Source organism: Leptospira meyeri, from assembly GCF_004368965.1.
Classification (GTDB): Bacteria; Spirochaetota; Leptospiria; order Leptospirales; family Leptospiraceae; genus Leptospira_A; species Leptospira_A meyeri.
In genome coordinates this window covers 286,477-310,943 of the sequence record NZ_SORO01000002.1, presented here as the reverse complement: position 1 = coordinate 310,943, position 24,467 = coordinate 286,477, and the positions used below count along the sequence as shown (strand labels likewise).

The window sequence follows — 24,467 nt, the reverse complement described above, 5'->3', positions numbered from 1 at the left end:
TCGAAGGACAGGATCACAACTTCTTCCAACGAAATTTGGGATACCCAGAGGTCCCGGCCACACTGTAATAATCTAACATTTGTAATGCATACTTAGAACCTTCACTTCCTGTGACGATATATACATTCGTTTTTGCAGTCAAAATTGTATCCGCATAGGTATACCAAGTACCATACCCAGCCGGCATTGGAGTTAAATCGAGAGGGGCAGCCATAACAGGATTAATACTTTCCGAAGAAGCAGAAACAGGGCCTCCGCCAGCAGATGATAATTTTACATCGACCACTGCCGTACATTCGGAACCATTAAATGTATCAGAAAAATTAGTTGATCCTGAATTACAAGCTCCTCCAGTTCCTGAGCCACTTGTGCCACTATTGGTTGCTATATTATATCTTTTGAAAGCAAGATCCCATTGTGCAGAGGAATCAACAAGTACCCCATCAGACTTCAAGCTTACATAAACCCAAACGCATGCGGACGATGCATTTACAATGGTGTTATAAGTTCCCGTAGTATTCACTGCGTTTGCCGGAATACTGCAAGATGAATTGTTAGAATTTCCACCGGTAAGAAGATACAAAAGGGGAGCAGAATCATCCTCTTCTTTTGGCTTCATAGAACAATTTATTAAAATAATAAAAAAGACAAAATATCCAAAAATTAAAACTCGTTTCAACGATTGTATTTTATGATTCATAAAAACTCACTTTTTGTTGGTTGCCGGAAAATCTTCGGCAACCGATTCTTTTCGTTATAGAATGCTTTCCGAAGAAACAACAATTTTAGTTCCTGTTAACAATGTAACATTTGAAAAACGGAAGTACGCTTGAGTTCCAGATGGAATCACATTTCCAGAGGAAGGCCATGCAGAGTAATTTATGACTGCATTTTCTTTTTGAAGAGTGTTTGTTAATTTACAGTTTGCACCACCGACACCAGTTACCCAAAGATAAGTTGTGGGAGCCGTTGCCGTTCCAGAGAAACTTACACAAAGCTCTTGGTCTGTCGACAAGCTAAAGTTAGTTGGATTTGCTCCGCTTGCAGCCTGACCGCCTTGATAGTTCCCATATTCTAAATTTCTAAACCAAACATAAGGATTAGGACTTGATACCGACTTACCTGCAACAAATGCGTATTGGCCTGTTGCAGCAGGTGTTGCACTTGTTGGTGCTGCTGAATAACCGAGAAACAAATAAAAATATCCATTATCTCCTAAAGCCTTCATTCCTTCGATACGAAAGAAACGTCCCTGCCCTACAGTTGGCGTACACAAAGGCGCATAAGATCCAGAAGTGTAAGAACCATCGATCACTGTCTCACACCGTTTCGTTGCATCCGCCATCGCCTGAGAAACTGTTAAGAGCCCTAGAAAGGTCGTATTGTCATCAGCATTCTCCTCCTGTTCGCAGGAAATGAAGGTCAAAACAAGGCAAGAGGCCAAGGTTAGAGTTAGGAATTTTTTGAGCTTGTTCATAGGTGCTCTCCCATTTAATTGATTCTGATTCTCAAAATTGTTTCTACCCGCTTCCCGTCAATATCAATTCTGAGTCTCATTCTCATTTATTATTGACAACATGTTCTTTTCTCCAATCCTAGGCCCATGAATCAATTCCAAACAGCTATCATAAAGGGATTTCTTGTTTTATCCCTTTCCCTTTTCGCTTTCTCTCTATTTGCAGAGAAAAACCATCGCATAGTTTCTGTTAACGGGACAGTGACTGAAATTATTTACGCACTGAAATTGGAAAGTCAGTTAGTCGCCGTTGATACTACTTCCTACTTCCCCAAACAAACCACTTCCCTTCCAAATGTCGGATACCAAAGAACATTAACAACAGAAGGGATCTTAAACTTAAATCCGACACAGATCATAGGTTTGGAATCTGCAGGCCCTCCGACAACGATTCAAAATTTAAAAGATGCTGGCATCCCTCTTCACCTTTTTCCTGATGAATTTACCTTTGATACTCCCACCAAACGTGTGCTAGAAATTGGAAAACTTCTCGGGAAAGAAAAAGATGCCGATGTTTTAGCTAAAACCATTAAAGATCAAATTCAAAAGTTAAAAATTACAAAAACAAAAGTAAAGGTTCTCTTTATATATTCAAGAAACCCGAGTTCTATTTTTATTTCAGGAACAGGAACTGCAGCTCATGCAATGATCCATCTATCTGGTGCGACAAATGCAATCAATGAATTTTCCGAATACAAACCTATTACAAGTGAAGCTCTTGCAAAAGCAAACCCTGACATCATTCTTATGCCAGAAAAGTCTGCCTTAGGATTTGGAGGAGAAAAAGCAATTTGGGAAATCAACGGAATGGAATTTACGCGAGCAGGAAAAGAAAAGAACCTAATCGTTGTAGACGACCTCCTTTTATTAGGTTTTGGTCCAAGGTTGCCTTTTGCATTAAAAACTTTGAATGAAAAATGGAAACAAATAGAATGAAGAAAAAAACTATCTTCATCTTTGGTTGCACAATTTTTACGATTCTTTCCGCTATTCTATCATCGTTGCTTGGAGCCATGAACATCAACCTAGAGAATGTCCTTCAAAAAAATAGTTTAGAATCACGAGTTTTTTTTGAACTCAGAATTCCTCGGATCCTTCTTGGCCTGATGGTCGGAGGTTCCTTAGCATGGTCTGGATCTTTAGCACAAGGACTTTTTCGAAACCCAATCATCGACCCAGGCCTCATTGGAATCACAGCAGGATGTTCTTTGTTTGCCGCTATTGCGATCGTCCTTGGAGCCTCTTTTTCATTTTTACATTCTATATGGAGTGTTGTTTTATTCTCTTTTATAGGAGGGATCCTATCTTCCTTTTTAATTTTCTTTTTCGCAAAATCAAAAGGAAGAACCGATATTTTTTCCTTACTTTTATCCGGAATAGCAGTAAACGCAATTTGTTATTCTGCCATCGGAATTTTAAGTTACATTGCAAATGAGTCCCAACTAAGAAACCTATCTCTTTGGAATATGGGAAGCCTAGGTGGAAGTTCTTGGTCGAACTTAAAATCATTTTCCCTTTTCTTAATTTTCCCGATCGCCGTAAGTCCATTTATCGCAAATCAGTTAAACGTTTTTATACTAGGCGAGAGAGAAGCAAATCACCTTGGAATTTCTACCGAGCTATTAAAAACCATTACAATTCTCTTCATCGGAGTGAGTACGGGAACTTGCATCTCACTGGTAGGTAATATTGGTTTTGTTGGCCTCGCTGTTCCCCATATTGTCCGCCTAGCAATAGGCCAGGACTATCGGTACCTACTTTTCACCTCATACATACTAGGTGGTGGCTTGTTATGTTTTGCAGATGGGATCTGTCGGGTCGTCATTGCTCCTTCCGAAATTCCCGTTGGGATCGCTACTGCACTTCTTGGATCTCCATTTTTTCTGAGTTTGATTCGCAAAAGGATGCCTCTTGTATGACAATCGAAGCAATTGACTTACATTACCAGATTGGTTCAAAACAAATTCTCACCAAAGTAGAATTAGAAATCGTTCCAGGACAACTTCATGTTCTGATAGGAAGAAATGGAGCGGGAAAATCCACTCTTTTCCATGCGTTATGTGGTGACCTAAACCCACAACAAGGGAATGTTTATTTGGACGGAATGGATATAAAAAATTATTCCAAGAGCGAACTTGCAAAAAGAAGAGCTGTCCTTACCCAAGAAACTGCGATTACTTTTCCAATTACCTCCGAGGAAGTAATCGAACTTGGACGACACCCTCATGGAAAAAACGTAAAGAGAGACAAAGAAATTGTTCACACTTGTTTAAAGATCACAAATTCCTTAGACAAAAAAGAACAAAACTACTCCACTCTCTCTGGTGGAGAAAGACAAAAAATCAACTTTGGCAGAATCTTAGCGCAAGCCTGGGAAACACCACCTCGGTACATCTTTCTTGATGAGCCAGTATCAGCTTTAGACATTCCCAATCAATACAAAACCTTAAATGTTTGTCGCCATATGGCAAACCAAGGTTACGCGATTTTTATGATTCTGCACGATTTGAATTTAGCCGCTCTATATGCAGATACCATCACTTTACTACACAAAGGAAAAATTATCAAGTCGGGCACACCCAAAGAGGTTCTTACTGTAGAAAATTTAGATACCGCATTCGGTATGAAAGCACGGATCATCACATCACCAGAAGGAAACTTTATCATTCCAGAAATCATAGGAGATACAATATGAATGAAAACTTAAAACAACAATGGGAAAATCTAATTAAAGAGATGCCCAAACTTAGGATTAGAGATGCTGCCAAACATCTAAAAGTAAGTGAAGCGGAACTTCTTGCCACAAAACTTGGTCCATCAGTGAAACTTTTGAAACCTGATTGGGCAAATTTTTTGCTGAATACACCAAATCTTGGCTATGTGATGGCATTAACAAGAAACGAGTCTTGTGTACACGAAAGGAAGGGAGTTTACAAAAACATTTCCGTTAATGGACAAACTGCTCTCGCAGTAGGAGACGATATTGATTTACGAATTTTCTTAAAAGATTGGAAGTATGGGTTTTATGTAGAAGAACCTAGAGAAAATAATCCAATGTGTAGTTTCCAGTTTTTTGACACTAAAGGTGAGGCAGTGCATAAAATTTATCAAACAGAAAAGTCAGAACAAGATGGATGGAAACAAACAATAGCCCAATTTGTAGATGAAGCCCAATCCTTTACAAAACCATCTACCGAAACAATCATTAAACTTGAAACCAACGATCCTAAAGAGATTCCAGAGTTTCTAAAAGCTTGGAGTCAACTCGAAGACACTCATGATTTTTTTTCTTTGATCCGCAGATTCAACTACTCGAGAGAATTTTCACTGAAAGCAGCCAAAGGGAAATTTGCTTTTCAAATTTTAACAAATGATTTTTTAAACCTAATGGTAAAAACAAGCAAACTGGAAATGGAGATTATGATTTTTGTTGGTAATCCGGGAATGATTCAAATCCATACAGGGAAAATACAAAAACTAGAGTCCATGGGACCTTGGTTCAATATTCTTGACCCTGAATTCAATCTGCATTTAAGAACAGATCTCATAGAATCAGTTTGGATTGTTGATAAACCTACAAAAGACGGACTTGTCACTTCAGTGGAAGTTTTTGATAATGAAGGCAACTTGATCCTGCAAATGTTTGGAAAAAGAAAACCAGGGATTCCACAATCAGAAACCTGGTTTCACTTAACTAGAGAATACTTAAGTAAAACTAATAAGGAGTTAGACCCTTCTCTTATATAAATCGCTAGGGAAGTTAAGTTTCAGTTGGAAACCTTGGGTACCATCGATACTCAAGGTTCCCCCCATTTGTTTTTCTGCAATAATCTTTGCCAAACTTAATCCTAACTTTTTCTGTTTTTCCAAATTAAATCCATCAGGTAGCCCAACACCATTGTCGTTATATTCAAAATGACAAATATTCCCTTCAAAAGAAAACCGTATAAAAACTTCACCTAACCTCATATTACGAAAGGCATATTTAAAACTATTGGATAGTATCTCCGTAAAAATAAGTCCAAGTGGGACGGCAGTATCCAAAAGCAAAGAACCTTCTCCAATTTGAAAGTTGATTTTTACTTCTGTTCCAACGGGAGGGTATGCCTGCCTGACCATCTCAGCTAAGGACTCTAAATAAGCAGATACCTTGATCTCACTTAAATCCTGATTGGCATACAAGTGATCATGGACCAGGGACATTGTCTGGATTTTTATCGAAGTATCTTCGACTATTGATTGGATATTCTTATCATCCGGAAAATCAGAAGCTTGAATCATTAAAATCGAACGAACTAATTGAATGGAATTTTTCGTTCTATGAAAAATTTCTGCGATTAGATTCTCCTTTTCACGCAAGGATTTTTTGATCATTTCCGAATAAGTTTTATTTTCTTCAATTTCCTTAAAAAGAAGTTGGTTCGTTTCGATCAGCTTCTCATAAGGATCATTGATTGCCGCTATGAAAACTGCTTTATATATTAAATAAAAGGCTACAATTTTATATAGATGGCCTACAACATTATAAACATCATATACACTCGTATAGAAAGCAAAGACTATTTCACTAAAAATACAAACTACAAATGCTGATAGATAATATTGTAACTGTCTTCTGGAGCTATAAAAACTGGCCTTGCGGTAAAGGAGAAGGGAGAAAAATAGAATTCCAATGATCAGAAACTCTGCATTTTTTTTGAATGGAGTTAAACCCTGTCCTTGTATGTAAGTATCCGGTATCCATTCGTTAAAAAAAATAACTAAAAGAAATATAACACCAACAATAAGAAAGGCAAATAAAACAAGAACCCTTTCCTTTACTAGTTTGTACTTCGTATTAGGTTTTATATAAATGGCACAAAGCAACACGAGTGCGGTAACCATACGAGAAAAAATCCAAAACTGAGAAGATTTATTACCAGAATTTGGAGTCACAAAATCGGGCATCCCTTTATAACCCAAGGTATGCATAAAATCAATAAGGCCAACCGCAAGAAATCCAACACCGAGAAATAAGGTGTGAGCATTACGACTCTGAGAATTGGAATAATATCCTAAGCCAAAAATGGAAAACGAAACTATGACGCTAAATATTTCAGTAACATTATGAAATACTAAAAAGAATTCAATTTCGAACTCTCTATAAAAGTATTCAGGAAAAGTACCAACAAGAACCAAAGGCAAAAAACAGAAAAATAAAACCCATATGTAGAAACGATTACTCTTTAATGCATTGAAATAAAAATCGGTTGTGGACATTCGTTAGCAGGTTATTGCACAAAAAATAACAATTTATGCAAGAATTATTTAAATTGGAAACAAACTATATTCTGGTAATCACATTATTTTCAAGTGATATCCAGAGAAATGAGAGTGATGTCGTCTCTAGAAACTTTCCTCATGCGAGAAAGTCGATTCAAAAGATTTTGATGGAACAACTCTTGAGAATATCCAATAATTGGCAAAATTTCTGGAAACAAAATGGACTCTGGTTCTTCGTCTGGTTTTAAATTTTCGTACAATCCGTCCGTAAATACCAAAATTCGATCTCCCTCCTGCAATCCAATTTCTTGTTCCTCATATTGATAATCAGGGCGGACACCTAGCAAAAGACCAGGACATTCGAATGATTCTATTTCTCCATTTCGAATGACAACAAAAGGAGGGTTTCCCGCAGAGCTAAAACTCAATTTCTTTTTTTCATAATCGACATAGAGATATGCGGCACTGACAAAACGAGCATGTAGGCTTGTACATAAAAAACGATTCATTGCTCCGATCAACTCTTTAGGAGACTTGTTATATTCCTTGGCATTCCGAAATGCTATCTTGACGGTAGATGAATCTAATGCTGCACTCACCCCATGACCAGTCACATCAGCAATGACTAAACCCAAACCATCGTTGAATTCAAAAAAGTCGTAAAAATCTCCACCTACATCATAAAGGGGAAAATAAGAAACCATCATGGCCAGGTTTTGATTCGCTGGCAATTGGTCAGGAAGAATCCTCATTTGAATTTTTCTTGCTGTTTCTAAATCTTTCTTAATCGTTGTTAGCTGATTTTTAGCGACAAGGTTTTCCTCTAATAAAAAACGCAGTCGACGACCCAAAGCCAAGGAGAATAAAATCACTTCAAAAGCTGTTCCAATCTGAACTCCATACCGACCAAATGTAGAAAAAGGAATAAGAGAAGCCTTTGTTAAAGAATCAACAATGACTCCGACAAATAAAGTAAACCATGCCAAAAGAAAAAATAAAGATGACTTTACTCCTTTTATGTAGGAATAAGCCCCTGCAGACATAAGCAGTAAAAACATATAAGGGAAAGTATAAATAAAAGATACTTCCATCCAATTGTGCGGGAGAAAAAAGGCAAGTATCGACAAAAATCCAAAGGCCAGCACACTAAACCGAATGACCTGGTCCAACCAAGGATTGACTTTTTTTAGATTCAGAAAGGAGAGAGAAAACAAACCCACAAAGGTCAAAGAAGCATTCACGGAAACATATAGATAAGGTTTAATGGACATGGTTAAGTCGGGAACCAATAACTGTTTAAAAAACCCACCCAGTAAGGAATAATTGATTCCTAAAGTTGTCAGATACAAACAATAATAAACATAGGCTCTTTCCCTTACACTAACGTAAATTAATAGATTATATAATAGAAGCGCAAATATGATCCCAAAATAAATTCCGTTTGCAACATAATCCCTTTCAATCCTATCAAAAAAAGAATTTATCCCCCAAATGCGAAATGGAGCGTTTAGTATCCCTGAATTTTTTATATTAGCGTAAATGGTTCTTGTTTCCAAAGGATCCAACGTCAATTGGTAAGTTGGATTTCTGTGTTGCAATTCTCTTGAAGCAAAAGCGGCAGAGCCATCAAATCGTTTCTCAACCACTTTTCCTTTTTCTTTCCAAACCAATATAAGGGAGTCAACCCAAGGAGATTCCAATTCCAAAATATAGTCCTTTGTGGATTCTTCCGGATTCACCAGATTAAATTTTACCCAGACTGATGGTTTCCAATATCCAAAATGATACTTCATTTCGTGGACCTCAGACCAAAGAACCTCTCCCATAAATATCTGTTCTGTCGTTTTGGATTGGAAGGTAAATTGGATGGGAGGACGTTCCGGAAACTTGTTACCGCAGGAAATAAAAACCAATAAAAATAGAAATAAATTAATTCTGCGAACGGGGATCATGGGACTGTAAGGGTTCTTAGGACAGTGTTTGAAATGATGGGATCAACTGGAATTCAAAATCGAATCTAGGGAGAAAACGTATTGCCAAAATCTCCAAACAAACGATAGTTTTGGCAAATCAAGGAGATAGATTTATGTCAGCAAAATTTGAAATTTACAAAGACAAAGCAGGAGAATTCCGTTTCCGCCTAAAAGCTGCCAATGGAGAAATCATCGCATCTAGCGAAGGTTATTCTTCAAAACAAGCTTGCGAAAGCGGCATCAATTCAGTAAAGAACAATGCCCCAACAGCGGAAATTGTGGATCAAACGTAAGAGCAACAATAGTCTGTTACAGTTTCAATTTTCAATTTGAACTTGGATCCTGCAGGGACTTCAAATACGGATTGACCATCGATTTGAAGCCATGTTTCGGATCCTGGCAATAGAACCGAAAGTTTTCCCGATTGGATTTCCATAATTTCTTTTTGGTCGGTTCCAAATTCATAATCCCCGGGCATCATGATTCCCAAGGTTTTCTTTTCCCCATTAGGAAATAGGACCGTCCGACTGGTAACGTTTCCATTAAAATAGATATTGGCTGGTTTTAGTACTGTTACGGATGCAAATGAACTCATACAGACCAAAAACTGGATGGCCTCAAGTCTTCCAAGTGAATTCTAAACCTTCTTTCTCTCCAAATTGGGATTAAAAAGTGTTTGCGAAATTCGAATAAACCAGAACGGTGAAGTCAGTGCCCATTCAGTCATCGCAAAAATCGGAGAACAAAAAACAGCAAGCTAGGGAGAAGTCCATAGAAAGGATTCTTGCCTCTGCAATAGTTTTGTTCGCAAAACATGGGTTCTCTCAAACCACCATGGAAATGATCGCAAACCATGCAAAAATTTCCAAGGGCCTTGCTTATAACTATTTTAAGAGCAAAAACCAAATTTTTGAACAAATCATCGATTCCCACCTAGCAAAACAGGAAAAATTTTACAGCAATATTCCCCCTAATCTTTCGGCAAAGGAATATGTTAGGGAATTTTTTAATCGTTCCATTCAATTTGCAAAAGAAGAAAGAAAAACCATGGTTTTAATTTCTGTATGTCTTTTCCAACCTGGATCCGTCTCACTTTCGAAAAAAATGCTAGAAAATGTGGAAAGACGATTTGCCCCATTCAAAGAAGCGATGCGAGAACGTTTCCGGTCCTATGGAATCAAAGAACCGGACAAGGAAATGATTCTAATCAAAACCTTCCTACATGGAGTCATTATGAGCCAACATTTCAATGATACAACAACTTGTACGCCAACGATCATTGAAATGGTTTTAGAAAGATACGACTACAAAGATTAAATCCTACTCCCCTCCTCCCGGAATTTTCAAAATCAAAAGATTGGTTGTTGCTGTAGCCAAAAGTTTATCTTTTTCCGTACGCATTTCCCCTATCATATGAATGGTTGAAAATCCTTTTGCTTCAACGGATGCCTTGACAATGACACGTTGGTCCACAGCGACTCCCCGAATGTATTGAATATTCATATCTATTGTCGTTGTCGGACGTTTTGCCACTAAATAACTCAGTGGTCCAAATGCATTGTCAAATGCTGCAGCGATGACCCCTCCCTGCATCATTCCCATTGGATTAGTTTGTTCTTCTGAAACAGGGAAAGCCACCGTTATGCTTTTCCCTTTGGTGTAGGAAAGAATTTCCGCTTTCATTGCGAGAAATATTGGCGGTGGGACCGTGATTTTTCTTCCGCCATGATTAAAGTTGATTGTCATGTCTTCTAAAATTTTTTGGGTTTCTTCGGTTGTAAGTGTTTGCATAAAACAACCTCCATATGTTACCACTAGTAACATCCAGCGAATATAGTTCAATAAAAATGTTGCCACTGGTAACTTATTTTTAAAAATTAGACAGTGCGCCGGTCTTCTTATCACCACGGAGATTTAAAAAACTCTATCATAAAATCTTGCCATAAATTGTTACAAAAAAAGGGTGCCTCTGAGTTTTCTCTCCGAGAAGTAGCAACTCTTTCTGGAGTTTCTCATGCAGCTGTTTATAGGCATTTCCAGGATAAAGAAGAAGTTTTGGAAATTTTATCTTCGATTGGATTTGATCGACTTGGTTCCCTACAAAAGAAGGTTCCTCAAGTTTCAGGAAATCCTGATGATTATTTTGTAAAATTGGGATTGGTATACATTCAGTTTGCTATAAAAAATCCAAATTATTATCGGCTTATGTTTCAAACCAAAAGAACAAGTGAATCTAAAATACTGAAACAATCTAAATTAAAATCTTATGCAATCCTTGTCAGGGGGTGTCGTTTTTATTTGAAAGAGAAACGTAGAAAAGAAAATCACCGAAGTTTTGCTCTGATGGCATGGTCTCTTGTTCATGGGTATAGTAATTTATGTATAGAAACTGATTTCCCCGAAACAGAAAGTAAAAACCTCAAAAAAACAAAGATGGAAATGGCAGAAGACATTTTACGATTTTCTATTTAGCATTTAGAATCAAATTTTTTTATGATAATTCTATCATTTTAAACTTCTCTAAAAATTCCTTTTTATCTCTCACAAATTTCATTGGATTTTCCTTACCATATTCACAGTAGTAAACCATTTGCTGTCCATCGTTGGCATTTGTGCAATTTTTTGCTTCATCTAACTTGAGATAAAAATTGCCTGTTTTGATGTGTTGATAAACTTCCATTTGTGTTTCCTTAAAAATTAAACTTAAAAAGAGGAGCCATATTGTGTTTGTAAGTGTTGTAAAGAATTCTTTTTTTCCATCCAATGATTCCAAATCAAACGAGAGGCTCCTTGTAAGAAATCTGGCGACGAAATACTTGTGATTTGGAAAGAGGTGGACTTAGACAAAGATCTTTCGCTCCATTTTTTAAATTCTTCCCAAGAGCTTTTCGTATGTACTTCATTTTGTACCTTTAATGTACTAATTAAGGGAACCGTGCTTTTTTCCCATTCTGCATTGGATTTTTTTGCGGATCGGACCTGGAGTTTTTCAACGAGTGGTTTTTGCTCCTGCACTGCTAGCATTGGATTTTTTTCCAGGGGTTCTTTTGTTTCTTTCTCTGTTCGATTTTGTTTTGTAAGTAGTGGTTTTAGGAAACGTCGTCTCCCATCAAATCCTGTTTGTTCGAGTAGGCCTAGTTTCTTTAGAGAAGTGATCAGTCGAGATACCGTATCCATTTTGAGTCCAAGTAATTCCCCGAAGTAACGATTGGATGCAAAACATCCACCTTTATCATGCAACGAGACGATCTCTGCGTATAATTTTGTTTGGCTATGAGATAATTTTAAATTCTCAATCCAAACGGGAATCCAAATTCCTGTTCGATTTGTTTTCATTTTAGGTTCCTTCTCCCAAACGAACACATCTCCGGCTACGAGCGTTTGGTTGTTTTTTGCCAATGTACTTTTTGAGTACAACTCCCCTACTCTACTGAATGAATTTTGTTTTTTTCAAAAACAAACCTTCGGTCCAACAAGAGAAGAGAAAATTTGGAAGTTCTTACGAACGTCCATTCGGAACTTTTTTAGAAATTCCGGTTTGAACAATAACGGCATTGTGGTAGAGCCGTGTTCGGTTGTGTGACCCGAACGTTCCCTATATGTACAAATTTAAAAATTTCGTCAAGAGAAAAATGTGACATAATTCGGTGACGGTCTCATTAGGTGAGGGGTGAAGAGAGGAAAGTCTTGTGAAATGGCCCCGGGTCGCTACCACACTTCCCAGGGCTTTATTGTTCAACCCGGTTAAGGATCTAAATACAATGTAGAATGTTTTGAAAAGAAGTACAAGTTTTTTTCTCTTCTCGTTACAAAAAAAGTTAAAGAGGTTTTAGCGAAAGTATCAGGGCGTTTGGTTTATTTTTTATATTTCCGAATGGTTTCCTCTAGAATGGTTTTCTGATTTTGAAGTTGTGAGATTTTTTCTTTTATTTTAGACAATTTGTTTTTTAGGTCTTTTAGCTCAAGGTTTCCAAGTTTTGTTTTTGTTGGTTTAGGTTTGTTTGGCTTTAGTGGGCGAACAAATTCTCTTAGGTCGTTTCTGGATGGGAAATCTCCTTTTTTTTCTAATCCTTTGATGAGGTAGTCGATGGCTTTTTTTCGATTCGGAACATCGAGTGGGGCTATTTCTGTGAATAAACTTGTAGGTATTTGGAAGATAGGATGCGTTTTATCCGCAGATGAAGATGGTGCTGCTTCTTTTAAAATTTCTGCATGAGAAATTTTTGTTTTTACCCACTGTGCTGATTTGTTGATACGTTTTGCCAGTTGCTCGTTGGTTTCTTTGTGCCTATTTTTTAATTCCTGAAGGGAAAGGGCAAGGTCTGATTCTGATAAATCTTCTCTTTGTAAGTTCTCAACCAACTTGATTTCTGGCAACTTGGATATGTCGATTTGCTCTACGTTTTTAACGATTGCTAATATGGTTTTTCTTTTTAAAAATTTGTGCGCGCGGAACCTCCTTTCTCCATTGATAAGTTCGTATTTCCCTAATTTTTTTCTAACCACAATAGGTTGTAAAAGCCCATATTGGGAAATTGATTCTGCAAGTTCTCTGATGGTGGACTCATTAAATGTTTTTCTTGGATTGTTTTCGGTGATGATCTGGTCGATCGGAATGTCAGTTGTATTATGATTTTCTAGGTTCTCTTCTTTTAGGAATGGGTTGAGGGAAGAAGTTCTGGCTGTGGCTCTAGAAAGGATGTCTGCTGGATTATAGTTTGCTTTGTTTTTCATAATATTCCCAGGTACGCCGGCGTACCTTACTTTAATTTCTCCGCTAAGGTTTCGAAAGCTTTCCAGGGAGCGCTTCCTTCTTGTAGAGGTTTGCCTGTTTCTGTTCGGTCCCGAATGCTGTCATTTTTTGGGATTGGTTCTAGAATTTTTAATGTTTTGATTGTGTTGAGTTTTTCGAGTAGGTCCATTTGTTTTTGCGAAGTCCCCCATTGTGAAGGGAGAATCATAACGGACTTTTTTTTTGATTGTTCATCAAATCTTTCTGCCTCATCTACTTTTTTTAGGACTTGTGCCACGGTTCGTACTGCCCATTTGGATGGAGTCACAGGTACCAGGATGACGGAAGCGGGTAAATAGGATGCTATGTTTTCTGATGAACCCGATCCAGGGGTATCGATGACCACATAATCGTATTTTGCTTTGAGTAAAATATTTTTAAGGCGAGGGATCATTGAAAAGTCTTTTGAAGCCAAATAACTCAAATCCGAAAGTTCGATGATGGATGGTAATACATCAATGTCGTTTGAATGTTTGACGGATTCACCTAAAGTAGTTTCTGCGTTTAGAACAGAAAGTATGTTACCCGAATCGAAAAATTCCACAGGTTCTTCGGGGAAAAAGAAGTCGGACAAATCGGCTTGTGGATCCATGTCGATCGCTAAGGTTTTGCCTCTTTTGGAAAGAGCTAATGCTAGATGGATGGCTGTAGTGGATTTTGAAGTCCCGCCTTTTATGTTGGCAACTGTAATGATCTTCATTGCAAAATTAGATTGCGATAGCTTGTTCTTTGCGCAATGAAAAATCCAAAAAACGGATTATTTTTGGAAAGTACGCCGGCGTACCTTCTTTTGTATTAATCGGGAATTTTGAATTGTTGCCTTTGTTTGTCTGCGCAAAGGATCGCAGCGGAAATCCTTTCGTGAAACGAAAGATTGGAGCGAAGAGCCTGGTCGTTTTTTGTTTTGCGGGTTGGTCAGGGTTGGATTCGATGCGCCCAATTGGTGGGAGGTTTTTTAGTTTGGAAATGAAAAATCCTTGTACTATTTTTGCAATTTTGTTAGATTGTTTGTAACCCCCTTTAACCGGGTGATGTAAACTCTCTGGATTGTGTGGAAGCAGTTCAGAGAGACTTTTCTCCCTCTTTTTGTCTCCTGCCCCATTCTTGTGGTTCCCCTATTCCTCTCGAATTCCCTATTAGGATTATGTCACATTAATACTTGACAAAATTGGGAATCGAATGTTAGTAGAAGTTGGGTAGGGGAGGTGTCCCTAAATCCCGAAGCGGTCTTCCACAATTTATACCGCTTATATACATCACCTGGAATTCAAAAGAATTCCAATATGGACGTTGTTAAAACTTCCAAAGCGTATGTTACAGTGCCGAAGGTTTATCTTTCTTCTGTAATAAATCCAAAGAAAGAAAACTTTTTTTGGGCGCCGAAGGCCTGTGTTGGATAGCAGGGGACGTTATGAAAGGATCAAAAAGAACGGGCGTATGGGTCGCTCAATGGATGGAGGATTTGGGTCTTACACCAAATCAAACTAGGTTGTATGCAGAGATTGTTTCTTTGGATGCTAGTGGCGGATGTTTTGCATCTAATGAGTATTTGGGAACTGTTTTGCGGTTAAAAAAAGATACAATCTCCCGACTGGTATCAGAGCTCAAAAAAAAAGGATTATTGAAACAAACGGGATTTGATGGGAGAAAAAGATTTTTAAAACCAATCTTTTCGCAGGTAGAGTCTGGGTTGGATGCGAACAAGGAAGGGGAAAGCGAGAATAGGTTGTCCGTCCCAGTGGGCTTTGGAGTTTCATCCAAGTCTGGGTCAACGGAGGATGTGATGCCTACTCATAAATACCAACTAAATAAAAAAATACAAAAAGATATTAATAAGAATGTAAGGCAAACGGATTGGAAGGAATTTTTGAACTGGTGCGAGAGGGAACTTTCTTTTTCGACACGGATGACTCTCTCGGGAGTGAGTGGCCCAGAGGGACTGAGTGGGTTGCAACTTATCTATTGGAAACGTTGGAAGGCAAATCCAGGATAATTCTTAGTTTGCCTCCGTTGTAAATGAGTTATTTGATTTGTGTTAGATCTTGTCTGAATTGTTTTCTCCCACCTGGGTATTCGATGGAGTAGAGGCATTGGCAGTTTTCCCAAGCAGCGCTTGCAAAAAAATAACCGTTATTTTCTGATTGGCATGAGTCCTGTTTGGGTTTGATTTTGTAAGCAGAGATAAGGCGACCTAAGTCCTTTGTTTCTACTTCATCTAGTTGGACGGATTCTTGTTCTAAGAGGATGGCGGTGAGTTTTGGAGAAGTAGAGAGGAGGTTGGTTGCATTAAGGCAGGTGCTTCTTCTCATGGCAAGGCTACCCGATTCAATTGCTTGTTGGCTTGCTTTTGCAGAAACAGCAGCATAAAACACCTCAGTATCGTTGACAGTTTTCCATTCTGATTTTAATGGCGTGTAACTTTGGCAGGCGATGAAACAGAAAAGTATAGAAGAAAGTATAAATCTCATAATTTGTCCTAAGTTTTGTCGAGGCTTTCTTAATTGAAACAGCTTTTGTTTGGGTTCGTCCAGGATAATTTATTGTAAAAAATTCTAATTCGCAGAAAGTAGGGTGATCCCGCTATGAGTCTTTTTAAACCACTGCCTTTTTTTTCTGGAGCCATGACCCAATCATTTTTGGCTTCTTTTAAATCAAAATCGGACAAACGGTATGGCAGGTCAGTAAAAGGTGAGTGGAAGTCTGTAAAGGCAAAAGATGGGACAACACTTCTTGCAAAAATTCATGAAGTCCCAAATCCTAAAGGTTTAATTGTGCTTTTACATGGTTGGGAGGGAAGCATACATTCCAGTTATATTGTTCGGACTACGAGACATTTTTTGCAAAAAGGATTTTCGGTTTATAGATTAAACTTAAGAGATCACGGCGATACTCATCATTTGAACGAAGGAATATTTAATGGAAGTTTGTTGCAAGAGTCTTATGAAGCTGTTTGTTCGCTTGTAAAAACTTCTGGTTTTAAAGGTCCGGTGTATTTGGCGGGATTTTCACTAGGAGGAAATTTTGTTTTGCGGATGGCGGGTCGGCATTCACTTCTAAAACATTCGGAACAAATTCCTGGTTTAAAACATTGTTTTGCATTTAGTCCAGCTCTTGATCCAAAGCGGGCGACGGTGAAAATGGATGAACATCCTTTTTTGCGGAAATACTTTCTGAATTCTTGGAAGGTCTCTTTGCAAAAAAAGGCAAATTTATTTCCTCATTTGTATTCGTTCCACGACTTGGATGAATACCAGTCGGTGATGCACTTAACAGAAAAAATGGTGAAAGAGTTTTCTCATTTTTCATCTGTAGATGAGTATTTTAATTCTTATACTTTGAATGATTTGTTTTTTAAGTCTGTTCGTGTTCCGACTACGATTTTGACTTCCATGGATGATCCAGTGATTCCATGGAAAGAATTTTCAGAGATTCCGCCTTCCTCCTATTTAGAAGTTGTGATTGAGTCGAAAGGTGGACATTGCGGTTTTATTGAAGATTTGAATCGTACTTCTTATTATTGGAAATTGATGGAAAAAAAGATGGGTTGATTTCTTCCCAAATGGTATTCCAATAACCTGCCCAATCTTCTTTTTTCGAAGTCCAAAATTTTAAATAAAAAGAATCAAGCAATTCTCTGTTAGAGAGAATTCGTAAGATAGTTTTTCTATCTAAAGAGTTTGGACCTTGTTTTAATAAACAAACAAGATCCTCTTCTGTGGATTTAGGGAGTTTGGACTGATAAGTTTTATTTCCTTGCAGTAGTTTGTGTTGGTGATGAAAGACTGGGTGGACAAGAGCAAAAAAGAATTCTCTCCTTTCCAGATAACTGTTCTTATGTGAGCCAAGTGTGTGCTCTAGATTTTTGATTAAGCCAGAGTTTGGTTTCCAAAACTCTGTTTCAAATAGACGGTTAAGAGGTTTATGTTCTTTTCCAGTAAAAATAACCAAGGGAATGGAAAGAATCCATCCAATCCAGATCGGGAATGTCAAAACAAACAACATAGTAGAATGAGCATAGCTGATGTAAGCAGAGGCAAATCCTAGGACTGTTACGCCGAAAAAGGAAGAGAGTATATAAGAAAGGGTGTACCCTGAATCGGCGTCTCTGTTTTGTGGGCCCCAAGTGATTCTTTTGTTTAGTAAAATTGAAAATACAAAGATACTATGATACACCATATAAATGGGAGCAATTAAAATGGAAAAGAGAGTCTCTATGAGAAAAGCAGGAAGTTTTTTGAATATTTGAAGGAGGGGTAGGCTAAAAAAACTTAAGACTCTTGGTAAAAACAATAAAACCAAAGATAAGGATAAAAGTTTTAGATAGAGTGGGTCATAGATTTGCGATTTAAAAAATTCATATTCTTCCGGCAACATAGAATAATTCAAATATTTACTGTCTTCTAAATAATTCCATAAACTTAGTAAGATGTAACACAACCAGATGGGCGAATTGAGATAAGATAAAATTCCGTTTAGAATATGAATTCTATTGATAAATGGGATCTTTTTCCCAAATAAAAACCAAAAATGTTGGAGATTCCCTTGGCACCAACGTTGGTCACGTTTTAGCACATCAATGATATTAGGTGGGCTTTCTTCGTAGCTTCCCTCTAGCTCATAAGCGCAATAAACATCGTATTCTGCTTTTCGCATCAAGGCAGCTTCCACAGTATCATGGCTCAAAATTTTTCCACCAATCCCTCCGTATTCTGGAAGGTGCGGGAGTGCGCAATGTTCCATAAAGGGTTTGACCCTGAGAATGGCATTGTGTCCCCAATAACCAGTTGCATTGATTTGCCAGTAGGTTGCCCCTTTTAGGAAAAAAGGGCTGAATAAATAAGAAGAGAATTCGGTTAGTTTTTGGAATAAAGTTGTGGTGCGAAAAATTTTTGTACTGGATTGGATGATTCCCGCGTTCGGATTTTTTTCCATATTCGCAATTAGTTGGATGATGAGTTCTCCTGAAACGAGACTATCTGCATCAAGGATGATCATGTATTTATATTTTTTCCCCCATCTTCTGCAAAAGTCTGCAATATTTCCGCTTTTCCCATTCAGGTTGCTTTTCCTTCTTCGGTAGTGGAAGTTATGAAAGTTTTTTGTTGATTCACATAACTCGATATAGGCGGCTTCTTCTTTAATCCATTTTTCCGGTGTCCTTGTGTCGCTTAGGATAAAGTAGTCTAGGTTTGGAAGATTGTGGATTTTGGTTATTGATTCAAAAATTACTTTGATTCTGGAGAAAATCGAAATTTCGTTTTCTTCATAAACTGGCATTACGATAGCAACGGGAATTGATTTTAAAGCCGAAAAATCCAATTCCTGTTCTGGGATTCTTTTTGTTTTTAGAAGTGGGTCTCCTTTTTTACTAAAAGAGAGTAAAAATCCGAAAAAGGCGGTGTTTGCTCCATAAGATAACATGGGGAGAAGAAAGATCAAAGTGATGAACTGATAGTATTCTGTGATTTCAATTCCTCGAAAGGAGATAATTTCTATGAATAAACTAAAACCCCAAATGACAGGAATGATAAAAGTTAAAAAAAATAAACAGCGTTGGATTTTGATCATAATAACCTGAATATAATGATATAGTAGAGAAGGCTCCATAAGAAGATGGATGCAATAATGAATAATGGTTTTAATGAACCAACAATGGATTGTTTTGTTTTGTTTCTGTCTCGTTTCCAGTCAGAAGAAATAGGAATCATCGATCCAAATTGCCAAGATCGATCTGCAATTGGAAATTTTCGAACCTCTTGGATTTTGTGGGTGTTTAAGTAATTTTGCCAGAGTACCCAGTCTGATGGGAAATCTAAACTTAAACTGTTTGATTTGAAAAAATCATTCAAAATTTCTACAATTTCAAATTCATTGTTCGTCCCACAAAGAATCAAATAGGTGCGAGTCCTTTCACTAAATTCTTTCAAATAATCTTTGTTATTTGGAAAGTCCATCTCTATACATCCAAGTTTCGGTAATTCTTTGGTTTTGATTTTTGAGAAAAACGGTCCAATCTGACTCTTCAGTAGAAGCCGGATACCAGATTTGTAGCCGCCATTGGTCTAGTTCAGAAATTTTTTCTATTTTATAACGGATTGAATCGGAAGGAATTTTATTATTCTGAATGATTGCTTCGAGTTCTGTTTTTTGGTCGAGAGCTTTTAGATGATCTCCGGTGAAGTAAAGGGTAAAAACTTTCTCTTTTGGAAAAAGAGGGTCAGCGCCTCTATAAAATGCGGATGCTTTCCCCAATATATGGTGTTTTGGAGATCTTTCTGTATAATGAAGTCTATATCGAAATTCATATCCTTCGTTTAAGTTGGGTGGGATGGCAGGTTCCCAAAAGGTAGTGACGTTGTCATCGGAATCTAAATTGGTCGTGAATTCCAATAAATACAAATTTCCTTTCCCCCAGTCTCCTTTTGGTTCCACCCAAATACTAGGCCTTAAATGATACTTGAGTTTTTCGTCTTGGTAACTTTTGAATTTTCGATCCCTTTGTATGAGCCCATAACCCAAGGGTGAATCTAATGGAATTCTTGTTAGTTGAGTCTTTTTTGGATTGATAAGAGGTCTCCATTCCCATTCTCCCATTTTATTTTGCGTTAAAAGTCCATCAGAGTCATGTACTTCTGGGTGGATATTTCCTAAAATGGGATTGTCTGGTTCGCCATACAAGTACATTGATGTGATGGGTGCAAAGCCAAGGCGTTTGATTTTTTTGCGAAGATAAATTTTTGCATGAACATCAATGGTTGTAATTTCACCTGGATTGACTATAAATTCATAGGAACCCACGACAGATTCACTATTCATAATCGCATAGATGGTGATGGCTGAATCCGTTTTATTCGGTCGTTTGATATAGAAACTTTCAAAAATGGGAAATTCTTCTTTATCTTTTGGTCCAGTGTTGATAGCAAGCCCTCGTCCTGAAAGTCCGTAAACCTGGCCTTTGGAAATTGCTCTGAAGTAGGATGCTCCTTGAAAAACTAAAAATTCTTCCAAGATCTCTTTTTGATTGATCGGGTAATGGACACGAAAACCGGTGTAGTGAAGTTTTTTAGTAAGCTCCGCAAAATCATCTGCAAGAGGTAAGTCACCAAAATTAAACCGAGACGCATCGTAGGGAATTTCAATTGGTTTTTCGTTGATTACTTCATAAATTTGAATTCCATTGCTATAGATATGACCTGGATGAAAAAAATGCAGTTGATAAGGGAGAGCAAGATTTTTCCAGATTGCTACATCTGGCTTGTACTCAATTTGTCTATAGTCTTCATAACTAATTCCATCCAACCCTGGGATTTTAAATTCGGGAGTAGGAGAAAATTTTGACTTTAATTTTTGTTTTGCGATTGAATCAGCAGTATGAAAGTCGAATACTTCTGTCGGGGTAGATATCGCCATTAAAGTGGCAATTTTGTTTAAGGTTAAATCATTTTTTCGGATGATGATGATGACACACAATACCAAGGCAATGAGTGCAAGATATATGTTCAATTTCTTCATAGGAGTAATGATAATTATTGAATCTATGGGGTCACGTAAATTATCTTCTGTGGTATTTTTGTCTCACTAAACATGGATTTAGCAAGAAGAACGTTTTTTTCTATTGCATAATTCAAACCTCTATATAGAATTCCCTCATCTTATGAAACCCATTCCTGCCAAATATTGTTTTTTGTTAGTTGTCGCCTTATTCCTGCAATGTTCTGGTTCCCCTAAAACAGATAAAATTTTCGGTGAATCAGTGATCAGTTCCAACAAACCACAATCCTTCAAAAAGATTGCTCCCTTAACTGCTAATTCTCTTGGTTCCAGAAAGAATTTATTGGAAAATGGATGGGCTGTGATTCCTTCGGGAAAAAAGAGTATGGATTTGGTTTATGAGAATGGAGGAATCAGTGCACGCGTTGCCAAAGCAATGGTCCTTGTCCATATGAAAAAAAGAAGCACTGATTATCCTGGGAAATTAGGGGACACAATGGCTTCGGTCGCTTCTTGGGTGAATACTGGCATAAATGATTCGTCTAGTCGAACTGAAGACATTTATGATGCAGCGTGGCAATTGAGTAAAACGGAATGGAAAACCTCAAAAGATAGTTTTAAGGAAGCTGGTTCTCGGTTTGTTCTCGGTTATATTTATTTGGTTCCAAGAGCTGAATCGGATTTCAGACGATTGAATTCAACTTTAGATGAACTTGGGTTGGAACGAGATACTTCTTCAAAAAAACTAAATGATTTGTTTAGTGCAACTCTCAAACAAAATACTAAAAATATCATTTCCGCATGGAGTGACTCTTTTTCAAAAGCATCGGATGAGTTTACAAAAAATTATGAAGCATCTGGTGAACGAGGGAATGCTCTTTTGGCTCTCGTAGATATCTTCCAAGGATACTCAGTGGCACTAAAAGAGGTAATGATAACGCCTATTGCGAAAACTGGTAAAAATACAGGAGAGATTCTTGTTGTCAATGGAGTGTATGTTCCTTTGTCACAAACAATGAATTTTTCATCCAATGCTTTGATTTCAACGGGAGTGGTTCTTTATTATTCGACGCAAACCGGATATCGGGTAATTTCACCAACTTTAGAAGCCGGTCTTTTCAGTTCTATTGGGATCCTCTCTGCATCTTCAACAATCCCGACTTATACAGGTGGCACTACGCTTGCTGCTTTTAACCAAGTGACCTCTGTTGCTGCTACAACGACTAGTGGAGCCATTGGTGTGGTAGGTGGTGCTACCTATGATACAACAGCCTTCGCCACTGGGATGTTATATGATTTGTCAAAAGGCACAGCTGAAGCGGGTATGTATGCAATGAGTTCCGGTATGGTATTAGGATATGCAGCACTAACCGTTTTGCCATCTCAATTGTTACTTACTGCTGTGGATGGGCCCATCCTTATTATTTATGATGGTCCTCGTGTTGCAATTGCTATGGTGAGAGGAAATTACTCCCCTTTTGATGATGTACCCACTGGAACTGTCATTAATTTAGAAGAAGCAAAAAAAGCAGGGAAAATAAAGATATTAACGGATGATCCAAAAATCATAAAGAAAGTATTGGATGCTGAAATTGATGAACAAAAAAAACGCGCAAATACAAAGGTGTCTGAACAAAAATGAAATCAAAGCCATTCCAAGTTATATTATTGCCTTTCACTATACTTATTTTTTTAATACAATGTTCTGGTTCGGATAAAAAGACAGAAGATCCGTTAAAGAATACAAAAAAGTTAGCACTTGAAGGGCATAAGTCTCTTTATTACCAAGGAGCACTTCCAGTAAAAGGAACAAGTATTAAGTTCATTCCTCCTTTTCACGAATCTACAATTTATGTTATGGACCAACGGTTTGGGTTGGCAGGAGAGGAATTTTCACGTTCGGTTTTGAAGGCACGAGAGTCTGTTGTGATTGTGAAAGACGGAACTAAAATGAGTTGGTCTGCTGCAGGAAAGCTGAACGCAAGTGGAGAAGCTGCCGTTCAGTATTTGGATGAGAACGCCACCAAACCTGGATTATTTATCATGTACAGTTCTGTTGCTGAATCCTATGGATTAATTGGATCTTCTTGGGAGCGAGGCATTGAATCTCACGAGGCGGTGATTAAAAACTCAATTGCCACTCGTAAAGAATGGGATGATTGGGCGAATATGCAATTGAATCAGAAAGAAGAGAAAGACACCTCTCCTTCAACTAAAAAAAGGTTCAACGAATACAAAGAAAAATTCCAAAAGGTATATGAATCTACTGTGTACGGATATGTAGATTTAGATGATGCATTGAAATCGTCTTATAATGAAACTTATGATGATTTTAAATCAGGGACTTGGAAACGGAGGTTCTCCGAAATCGACGATTATCGATCTTCTGTCTCAATGAAAATTTTTGGGAACTGGAAAGAAACTATTTTTTCTTACGGGAAGGATACTTCTCAAGAACTTGATCGAGCCAAAGCAGATATAGAATCGATTGCAGATGGAGAAGGTGTCCCTCTGGCACTTCTTAAATTTTTTTCAAGAACAGCAAAAGCATTGTTTTACGATAGTGTCATCAAACCCATCGGAAAAATAACAATTCTTTCAATAGGATATGTTACTTGGAATGGAATCATTTATCCGTCTGCATACATTACGACTGCGGCAGGTTCAAGTCTGTATTGTTTGGTGGAAACATTTACATTGGCAGGGAAAGGCGTTGTTTATATTACAGCACCGAGTGTTGAGCTTGCGTTAGGTGCTTTGTTAAATAGCACAGAAGTAGTTTTAAAAGAATCAGTTCAGTCTATGGAGAAAGGGGCAAAAGTTACTTCCGCTGTTGCGAGAAAAACATCTGCTTATTCTGTTAAAACTGCTGCCGTAGTTACCGAATCATCGGGGAAATATATTTTGGCACCAATGAGTCTTGTGGGAGTCACAACAGCGCAGACAGTTCTTGGTGGCGGGCTAGCTGTTTCAGGTACGGTCACAGGGGCAACCTTTACAGGAGCTTCGGCAACCGCACAGGCGGTGACTTATACTTCCACGAAAGTTGCGGCAGGGACAGTTGGAGTTGTGGGCACCACGGCATCTTTTGGAACCGGGACAACTTATGGAATCTACCAGTTAACAAAAGCAGTTGGTGTCCCCAGTGGAATTGTGATTGGTTCAGGAGTTGTACTCAGTTATGAATTTGTTTCGCATATGTCCGCACATTCAGTGTTGGCGGTTGCGGATTGTACGTATTTAGTGTTATCCCTTGAAGGTGGGAAATGGGTTGTCTATGGTGTGAAAGATGGCTCGAAAAAAGCCTCACGTTTACTAACGGGAGCCGTTGTTGATATGGACCAAATCCGAAAAGAAGGAGGAACAGTAGTAAAAGTTCCTTTAGAAGAGGGTGAAGTTGAAAAAATACTAGGTAAAAAAAAGAAAAAATAAA

25 protein-coding genes are annotated in these 24,467 nt (G+C 37.9%); 11 read left to right on the top strand and 14 right to left on the bottom strand.

Annotated elements, in window-relative coordinates; genetic code table 11:
* Positions 1-13: 13 nt before the first annotated feature.
* Both CLV96_RS15625 and CLV96_RS15620 read right to left on the bottom strand, forming a co-directional pair.
* Positions 14-619 carry an HmuY family protein gene (locus tag CLV96_RS15625; protein ID WP_239671275.1) on the bottom strand — a complete coding sequence of 202 codons (606 nt, stop codon included), beginning with the start codon at positions 617-619 and terminating at the stop codon, positions 14-16.
* Positions 620-754: 135 nt separating this feature from the next.
* On the bottom strand, positions 755-1,477 hold the full coding sequence (locus tag CLV96_RS15620) for a hypothetical protein (protein ID WP_004788051.1): 723 nt from the start codon (positions 1,475-1,477) through the stop codon (positions 755-757).
* Positions 1,478-1,603: 126 nt separating this feature from the next.
* Between CLV96_RS15620 and CLV96_RS15615 the strand changes: the two genes are divergently transcribed.
* Genes CLV96_RS15615 through CLV96_RS15600 form a run of 4 tightly spaced genes read left to right on the top strand, consistent with a single transcriptional unit; the run spans position 1,604 to position 5,263 of the window.
* Complete coding sequence (locus CLV96_RS15615; RefSeq protein WP_004787941.1) at positions 1,604-2,452, top strand: heme/hemin ABC transporter substrate-binding protein; 849 nt, start codon at positions 1,604-1,606, stop codon at positions 2,450-2,452.
* Positions 2,449-3,435: a FecCD family ABC transporter permease gene (locus tag CLV96_RS15610; protein ID WP_004788252.1), complete on the top strand. Its 987-nt coding sequence runs from the start codon at positions 2,449-2,451 to the stop codon at positions 3,433-3,435. The genes CLV96_RS15615 and CLV96_RS15610 overlap by 4 nt, the downstream gene beginning before the upstream one ends.
* A complete protein-coding gene (locus CLV96_RS15605; protein WP_004788126.1) occupies positions 3,432-4,211 on the top strand; it encodes a heme ABC transporter ATP-binding protein in 780 nt (259 codons plus the stop codon). The genes CLV96_RS15610 and CLV96_RS15605 overlap by 4 nt, the downstream gene beginning before the upstream one ends.
* The gene (locus tag CLV96_RS15600) at positions 4,208-5,263 is read left to right on the top strand and encodes a hemin-degrading factor (RefSeq protein ID WP_004788258.1); all 1,056 of its coding nucleotides are present in this window, start codon (positions 4,208-4,210) and stop codon (positions 5,261-5,263) included. The genes CLV96_RS15605 and CLV96_RS15600 overlap by 4 nt, the downstream gene beginning before the upstream one ends.
* On the opposite strand, the gene CLV96_RS15595 is transcribed toward CLV96_RS15600, so the two are convergent.
* A complete protein-coding gene (locus tag CLV96_RS15595; protein ID WP_004787974.1) occupies positions 5,243-6,775 on the bottom strand; it encodes an MASE3 domain-containing protein in 1,533 nt (510 codons plus the stop codon). The two genes, CLV96_RS15600 and CLV96_RS15595, sit on opposite strands and share 21 nt — an antisense overlap.
* An 89-nt stretch (positions 6,776-6,864) precedes the next feature.
* Positions 6,865-8,730 carry a 7TM diverse intracellular signaling domain-containing protein gene (locus CLV96_RS15590; RefSeq protein WP_004787985.1) on the bottom strand — a complete coding sequence of 622 codons (1,866 nt, stop codon included), beginning with the start codon at positions 8,728-8,730 and terminating at the stop codon, positions 6,865-6,867.
* Positions 8,731-8,864: 134 nt separating this feature from the next.
* On the opposite strand from CLV96_RS15590, the gene CLV96_RS15585 reads away from it, so the two are divergent.
* Entirely contained in the window at positions 8,865-9,044 is a 180-nt protein-coding gene (locus CLV96_RS15585; RefSeq protein ID WP_004788220.1) for a YegP family protein, read from the top strand.
* Here CLV96_RS15585 and ppnP read toward each other — a convergent pair.
* On the bottom strand, positions 9,035-9,346 hold the full coding sequence (ppnP, locus tag CLV96_RS15580) for a pyrimidine/purine nucleoside phosphorylase (RefSeq protein ID WP_035984072.1): 312 nt from the start codon (positions 9,344-9,346) through the stop codon (positions 9,035-9,037). The genes CLV96_RS15585 and ppnP overlap by 10 nt on opposite strands.
* Positions 9,347-9,462: 116 nt before the next feature.
* Here ppnP and CLV96_RS15575 point away from each other — a divergent pair, with 116 nt between their 5' ends.
* On the top strand, positions 9,463-10,068 hold the full coding sequence (locus CLV96_RS15575) for a TetR/AcrR family transcriptional regulator (protein ID WP_004787905.1): 606 nt from the start codon (positions 9,463-9,465) through the stop codon (positions 10,066-10,068).
* A 3-nt stretch (positions 10,069-10,071) separates the two neighbouring features.
* On the opposite strand, the gene CLV96_RS15570 is transcribed toward CLV96_RS15575, so the two are convergent.
* Complete coding sequence (locus CLV96_RS15570; protein WP_004787879.1) at positions 10,072-10,542, bottom strand: PaaI family thioesterase; 471 nt, start codon at positions 10,540-10,542, stop codon at positions 10,072-10,074.
* A gap of 93 nt (positions 10,543-10,635) precedes the next feature.
* On the opposite strand from CLV96_RS15570, the gene CLV96_RS15565 reads away from it, so the two are divergent.
* Entirely contained in the window at positions 10,636-11,223 is a 588-nt protein-coding gene (locus CLV96_RS15565) for a TetR/AcrR family transcriptional regulator (protein ID WP_040917450.1), read from the top strand.
* 19 nt (positions 11,224-11,242) lie between these two features.
* Here CLV96_RS15565 and CLV96_RS15560 read toward each other — a convergent pair whose 3' ends face one another.
* The 4 genes from CLV96_RS15560 to CLV96_RS15540 all read right to left on the bottom strand — a co-directional run bounded on the left by CLV96_RS15560 (position 11,243) and on the right by CLV96_RS15540 (position 14,243).
* Positions 11,243-11,431, bottom strand: a complete 189-nt coding sequence (locus CLV96_RS15560; RefSeq protein WP_004788110.1) for a hypothetical protein — start codon at positions 11,429-11,431, stop codon at positions 11,243-11,245.
* A gap of 23 nt (positions 11,432-11,454) precedes the next feature.
* Positions 11,455-12,087 carry a helix-turn-helix domain-containing protein gene (locus CLV96_RS15555; RefSeq protein WP_004787991.1) on the bottom strand — a complete coding sequence of 211 codons (633 nt, stop codon included), beginning with the start codon at positions 12,085-12,087 and terminating at the stop codon, positions 11,455-11,457.
* Positions 12,088-12,606: 519 nt separating this feature from the next.
* Complete coding sequence (locus CLV96_RS15545) at positions 12,607-13,485, bottom strand: ParB/RepB/Spo0J family partition protein (RefSeq protein WP_004788174.1); 879 nt, start codon at positions 13,483-13,485, stop codon at positions 12,607-12,609.
* A 26-nt stretch (positions 13,486-13,511) separates the two neighbouring features.
* The gene (locus tag CLV96_RS15540) at positions 13,512-14,243 is read right to left on the bottom strand and encodes a ParA family protein (protein ID WP_004788236.1); all 732 of its coding nucleotides are present in this window, start codon (positions 14,241-14,243) and stop codon (positions 13,512-13,514) included.
* Between the two features lie 711 nt (positions 14,244-14,954).
* On the opposite strand from CLV96_RS15540, the gene CLV96_RS15530 reads away from it, so the two are divergent.
* Positions 14,955-15,536: a helix-turn-helix domain-containing protein gene (locus tag CLV96_RS15530; RefSeq protein ID WP_004787858.1), complete on the top strand. Its 582-nt coding sequence runs from the start codon at positions 14,955-14,957 to the stop codon at positions 15,534-15,536.
* 28 nt (positions 15,537-15,564) lie between these two features.
* On the opposite strand, the gene CLV96_RS15525 is transcribed toward CLV96_RS15530, so the two are convergent.
* Positions 15,565-16,011, bottom strand: coding sequence for a hypothetical protein (locus CLV96_RS15525; RefSeq protein WP_004788113.1), 447 nt, complete (start codon positions 16,009-16,011; stop codon positions 15,565-15,567).
* 114 nt (positions 16,012-16,125) lie between these two features.
* Here CLV96_RS15525 and CLV96_RS15520 point away from each other — a divergent pair, with 114 nt between their 5' ends.
* Positions 16,126-17,091 (top strand): YheT family hydrolase, encoded by a 966-nt coding sequence (locus CLV96_RS15520; protein WP_040917444.1) that lies wholly within the window; start codon positions 16,126-16,128, stop codon positions 17,089-17,091.
* On the opposite strand, the gene mdoH is transcribed toward CLV96_RS15520, so the two are convergent.
* From mdoH to CLV96_RS15505, 3 genes are read right to left on the bottom strand one after another with little or no spacing between them, the layout of a single operon-like run.
* Complete coding sequence (mdoH, locus tag CLV96_RS15515) at positions 17,030-19,111, bottom strand: glucans biosynthesis glucosyltransferase MdoH (protein WP_004788010.1); 2,082 nt, start codon at positions 19,109-19,111, stop codon at positions 17,030-17,032. The genes CLV96_RS15520 and mdoH overlap by 62 nt on opposite strands.
* Positions 19,108-19,497, bottom strand: a complete 390-nt coding sequence (locus tag CLV96_RS15510; RefSeq protein ID WP_004788117.1) for a hypothetical protein — start codon at positions 19,495-19,497, stop codon at positions 19,108-19,110. The genes mdoH and CLV96_RS15510 overlap by 4 nt, the downstream gene beginning before the upstream one ends.
* Positions 19,481-21,055 (bottom strand): OpgD/OpgG family glucan biosynthesis protein, encoded by a 1,575-nt coding sequence (locus CLV96_RS15505; protein ID WP_004788158.1) that lies wholly within the window; start codon positions 21,053-21,055, stop codon positions 19,481-19,483. Before CLV96_RS15505 ends, CLV96_RS15510 begins: the two co-directional genes overlap by 17 nt.
* A gap of 142 nt (positions 21,056-21,197) precedes the next feature.
* Between CLV96_RS15505 and CLV96_RS15500 the strand changes: the two genes are divergently transcribed.
* Positions 21,198-22,676, top strand: a complete 1,479-nt coding sequence (locus tag CLV96_RS15500; protein WP_004788040.1) for a hypothetical protein — start codon at positions 21,198-21,200, stop codon at positions 22,674-22,676.
* Complete coding sequence (locus tag CLV96_RS15495) at positions 22,673-24,466, top strand: hypothetical protein (RefSeq protein ID WP_004787968.1); 1,794 nt, start codon at positions 22,673-22,675, stop codon at positions 24,464-24,466. Before CLV96_RS15500 ends, CLV96_RS15495 begins: the two co-directional genes overlap by 4 nt.
* Position 24,467 lies beyond the last annotated feature (1 nt).